This is a genomic window from Candidatus Cloacimonadota bacterium, from assembly GCA_011372345.1.
GTDB lineage: Bacteria > Cloacimonadota > Cloacimonadia > Cloacimonadales > TCS61 > DRTC01.
In genome coordinates this window covers 1-4,431 of record DRTC01000219.1, presented here as the reverse complement: position 1 = coordinate 4,431, position 4,431 = coordinate 1, and the positions used below count along the sequence as shown (strand labels likewise).

Sequence of the window (4,431 nt, the reverse complement as noted above, 5' to 3'; positions counted from 1 at the left end):
TTTTTCAATGATAAAAGCGGTTTTTTCAGTACTTGAATAACAGCATTTTTGGGGAATAAAATCAAGTTCAATTTTTTGGATAATATTCAAATGTATAGGAACAACTTTCTGTTGCTGCTGGGAAATAACAGAACAAGCTAAGAGGGAGAGGAATAAGAGAGAAAACTTGCCAAATTTTTGAAATTTGGCAAGTTTCAAAAATTTGGCAAGTTTTGGAAATTCGATAAGTTTAAGAGTCATCTTCCACAAAATGAATATCCTTCAATTTTCCCTGAATCGTCGACCTTCCCTGCCAGGTATTAAATTCCAATGTATAGGCAATATCGAGCAAAGAACCTTTTTTCAGGAACGGCAGAAAATCACCAAGATTAAAACCGATCAGATCAAGAGTACAACCATCCTTGATCACTTTCAGTTTAAGATGATTCGCACCGACATTATAGGGATAACCGACGATCATAACTTTTTTTGTAACAAAAGTAGGTCGCATATTTCCCGGACCGAATGGAGCAAATTTATTCAACCACTCCAAAAGATGTTCGTTGATATCGTAAAGTTCCAGTTCCGTATCGATCTTTAAAGGAGGGATTAATAGTTCCGGAGAAATATTTTTTTCGATAAATTTTGATAGCCTGTTTTCAAAACTATCGACATATTCCACCAAAATCGAAAGTCCGGCAGCATATTTATGACCACCAAAAGTTTCCAGATAATCTTCGACATTTTTTAATGCCTGAAATAGGTCAAAACCTGCGATACTCCTTCCCGAACCGCTTCCGATCCCATCTTTGAAGGAGATCATTATTGCCGGACGGTAATATTTTTCCACCAGTTTGGAAGCAACAATTCCGATTACTCCCGGATGCCAGTCGTCGGATGAAACAACAATGCAATAGGTTTCATCCATATTTTTATATTTTTTCTCAATGATTTCACACGCTTCTTCAAAAGTTCGCTGATCAATTTGTTGACGGAGAGAGTTTTCCCTTTCGATTATCTGTGCCAGCTCCATGCTTTTATTTTCGTCTGTGGAAACCATTAATTCTACAGCTCGAAGAGCGCTTCCCATTCTTCCGGCAGCATTTATACGAGGAGCAACACCAAAAACAATATCGCTCGCATTCAATTCTTTTTGGGATAATCCGGCAATCCCGATCAGAGCGTTAAGTCCGATATTCTGTTTTTTGATCAATCTATCCAGTCCGATAGAAGCAAAGATCCTGTTTTCTCCGGTCAAAGGAACAATATCGGCAATCGTTCCCAGAGCAACCAGATCGATATATTTATGCACGATTTGTTTATCACCAAAATCAATTTTCTGATAAACTGCAGAAAGTAATTTATAGGCAACACCAACACCGGCAAGATCAATATAAGGATAATCATTTTCTTTCATTTTAGGATTAATAATAGCAACACCTGCAGGAAGTTCTTCTTTTGGATTATGATGATCCGTAATAATAATATCCATTCCAAGGCTGTTAATTTCATCGACCTCCTCAAAGGCATTGATCCCGCAATCGACACTGATGATCAATTGAGTTCCATTTTCTTTCAGTTGCTCAACTCCGCTCAAGGAAAGACCATAACCTTCTATCATTCTATGGGGAATATAATAATCAACGATTGCCTGCAGTTTCTTCAAACCGAGATAAAGAAGTGCTGTTGAAGTCGTTCCATCAACATCATAATCTCCGTAGATCGTTATTTTTTCCTTATTCTTGATTGCTTTGATAATCCTGTTCACAGCTTTATCCATTTGAGGAAATAAGAATGGATCGTGAATATTTTCCAGGTTGGGATGAAAAAAATCATCAATTGCCGGTAGATCAACAATGCCTTTTCTGATAAGCATTTCAGCTACCATTTCCGGGCATTTGATCTCTTTTGAAATATTAACTTTTTGTTCCTGCTGCTCAAGAGTTAATGGCTCTGAAACTCTCCATCTTTTCTGCATTATATTTTCCTTAAATAGGATTACCTTTTTTTTGTTCCAATGATCCTGCGTTGGAACATAAGAGCCAAACGCTCATATTAGAATCGTTTCTTTATTTTTTAAAAAACCTCAAGTTTCGCAGTTATTAAAACTACATCAAATCTGAATAAATGAATCTTTACATAATTAATAAATCTTGTTCAACTTATTATACATAAGAAAGTTATGCGGATTTACAGTTTTCAATTAAATTGAATCTGAAAAGTTCATATAAACTATTAAAATGGTTAAGGATAATTTTTTTTAATTTCTCATCACCACAATGAATTGTGGTGTTACTCTGATTAACTTTCATCGAAATTGATTTCCTTTTTTCAGATCAACACCCTGATTTATCAGGGTGTACAATACTACAGAATATGACAACATAACCGTTTTAACGGTTTACTGTTTTACTGCGAAACTTGAGTAAAAAACTTTTTTAAATTACATTCCCAAATGGAATTTGGGAATGAGTAAAAAGTAAACTATACCAGTTAACAATTAACGATTATTAAACAATTATCCTTACAGATTTCAAACCATTGGGAAGGTCTAATTCCTCACCCATTCGCAAGATTTTCCATTATCAATCGAAAATCAAAAAATGTCAGAGAAGGTATTAAGCCGAATTCTGTAAATCGTCTAAAAAACGATCTAATGTCTATTTCTCTAAACCGGATATTACTATTCTCGAATGAGATTCGACAAATGCGAACCGGTTTTAGCTGCCTACCCGAGAACAATTCGGTCGGGCAAACCTGTTCTCCTATTTGGCATTGCACCGGATAAGGCTTTCCTGTCTTCTCGATTCACACCGAAAACCGGTAGTCTCTTACACTACCATTTCACCTTTTCCCGACCACTCATTTGAAAATTCTAAATAAAATTTTAAAATGAGTGGTCAGGTAGTTTATTTCTGTGGAGCTGGCTTCCCGTTACCGGGACTTCCCGTTAAGAAGTATCCTGCCCTCTGGTGTTCGGACTTTCCTCCTGACCACTAAATTCATAAAGAACTTCTTCAATGAAATTTAGTGGTCAGGCAGACATTTTATCTTCTCTGACAATTATTTCTAAAGAACTATTCTTTCATCGGTTTGGGAACCAATATCCTTCCACAACTCTCACAACTGATGATCTTGTTCCCTTCGTTGATCTCGATGACCTGTTGCGGTCTAACCTTAAAACCACAACCACTACAGGCATTTTTATCATTAAACACAACCGCTTTTCTCGATTTATTTTTGATCAAAGCAACATATCGTTTAACTAAATTTGTGTCCTTTATCTGTTTTGCATAAGAATTTCGCTCATTTTTTAATTGATCGATATCATTTCTGACTATTTCGATTTTTTTTTCGATCCTGTCTTCATTTGCTTTTAATTCATTTTCTGCTTTTTTATATTCATCTTCAAATTTTTTCAGTTCTTCTCTAAGTTGCGATTCCGATTCCATCAAAGCTATGAGTTCATCGTCAATGCTTGAGTTTTTCTTCTCCAGATGACTGACCTCGCTGTTCAGAGCTTTATATTCTTTATTAGTTTTGATAGTTAAAAGTTGATTTTGATATTTGCCGATTTTTTCTTTATTATTTTTTATCTCCAGGTCTTTTAATTTTTGATCTTTCAGATTATTTTCAAGTTCATTCTTAACATTAGATAAATTAACTTCGGCAGTTTTGAGTCCTTGTTTCAAGCTGTTCAATTCCAGGGGAAGGGCTTCTGCTTCGTTTCTTCTTTCACCAATAATATCATCTTTTTGTTGCATCTGAATCAATAATTCCAGCTCTTTTATCATTTTTTCTCCTCAAAAAGCAAACTAATGTCTAACGATTTATATGAATGTGTCAAAGCTCCACTTGAAATGAAATGAACACCTGTAGCAGCTATATCTTCGATCGTTTCCAGAGTTACATTTCCGGAAGCTTCAAATTCGATTTGGTTAGAATATTTTTTTACTGCTTCCTTCATTTCATCCAATGGCATATTATCCAGCATTATACGATCAATTTTGCAGTTAACCGCTTCTTCCAGTTCTTTTAGATTTGTAACTTCAACCTCGATTTTATAGGAAGTGTTGTGTTTTTTTATCGATTCTACAGCTTTGGAGATTGAGCCGGCTGTCCGAATATGGTTTTCCTTGAGCATGATCATATCATAAAGTCCAAATCGATGATTGAAACCTCCTCCGCATCGAACTGCATATTTTTCCAGTTCTCTTAACAAAGGTGTTGTTTTACGGGTATCCAATATTTTTGTATTAAAGAATGACACTTTTTCCACAAACCTGGCAGTTAAAGTAGCAATTCCACTCAATCGTTGTAAAAAATTCAGAGCAACTCTTTCAGCTTTTAAGAGGGAGGAAGATTTTCCTGAAATTTCTGCAATTTTTTCACCTTTAATGAGTTTATCTCCATCTTTTTTGAATGCTCTGCATTTAGTTAAAAAATCTATTT

General features: G+C 35.2%; 3 protein-coding genes and 1 other RNA gene. All 4 read right to left on the bottom strand.

The features are described from left to right. Positions 1-229: 229 nt before the first annotated feature. A complete protein-coding gene (gene recJ, locus ENL20_04240) occupies positions 230-1,957 on the bottom strand; it encodes a single-stranded-DNA-specific exonuclease RecJ (protein HHE37765.1) in 1,728 nt (575 codons plus the stop codon). Positions 1,958-2,583: 626 nt separating this feature from the next. Further along, positions 2,584-3,037: RNase P RNA component class A (gene rnpB, locus ENL20_04235), an RNA gene on the bottom strand. A 19-nt stretch (positions 3,038-3,056) separates the two neighbouring features. Further along, a complete protein-coding gene (locus ENL20_04230; protein ID HHE37764.1) occupies positions 3,057-3,773 on the bottom strand; it encodes a hypothetical protein in 717 nt (238 codons plus the stop codon). Further along, the coding region (nadC, locus tag ENL20_04225) for a carboxylating nicotinate-nucleotide diphosphorylase (protein ID HHE37763.1) at positions 3,770-4,431 on the bottom strand (662 nt) is incomplete at its 5' end. The genes nadC and ENL20_04230, both read right to left, overlap by 4 nt.

Excerpts from the sequence above, each read along its gene's own strand:
- ENL20_04230 (HHE37764.1), bottom strand. The coding sequence starts at position 3,773 with ATGATAAAAGAGCTGGAATTATTGATTCAGATGCAACAAAAAGATGAT.
- recJ (HHE37765.1), bottom strand. The coding sequence starts at position 1,957 with ATGCAGAAAAGATGGAGAGTTTCAGAGCCATTAACTCTTGAGCAGCAG.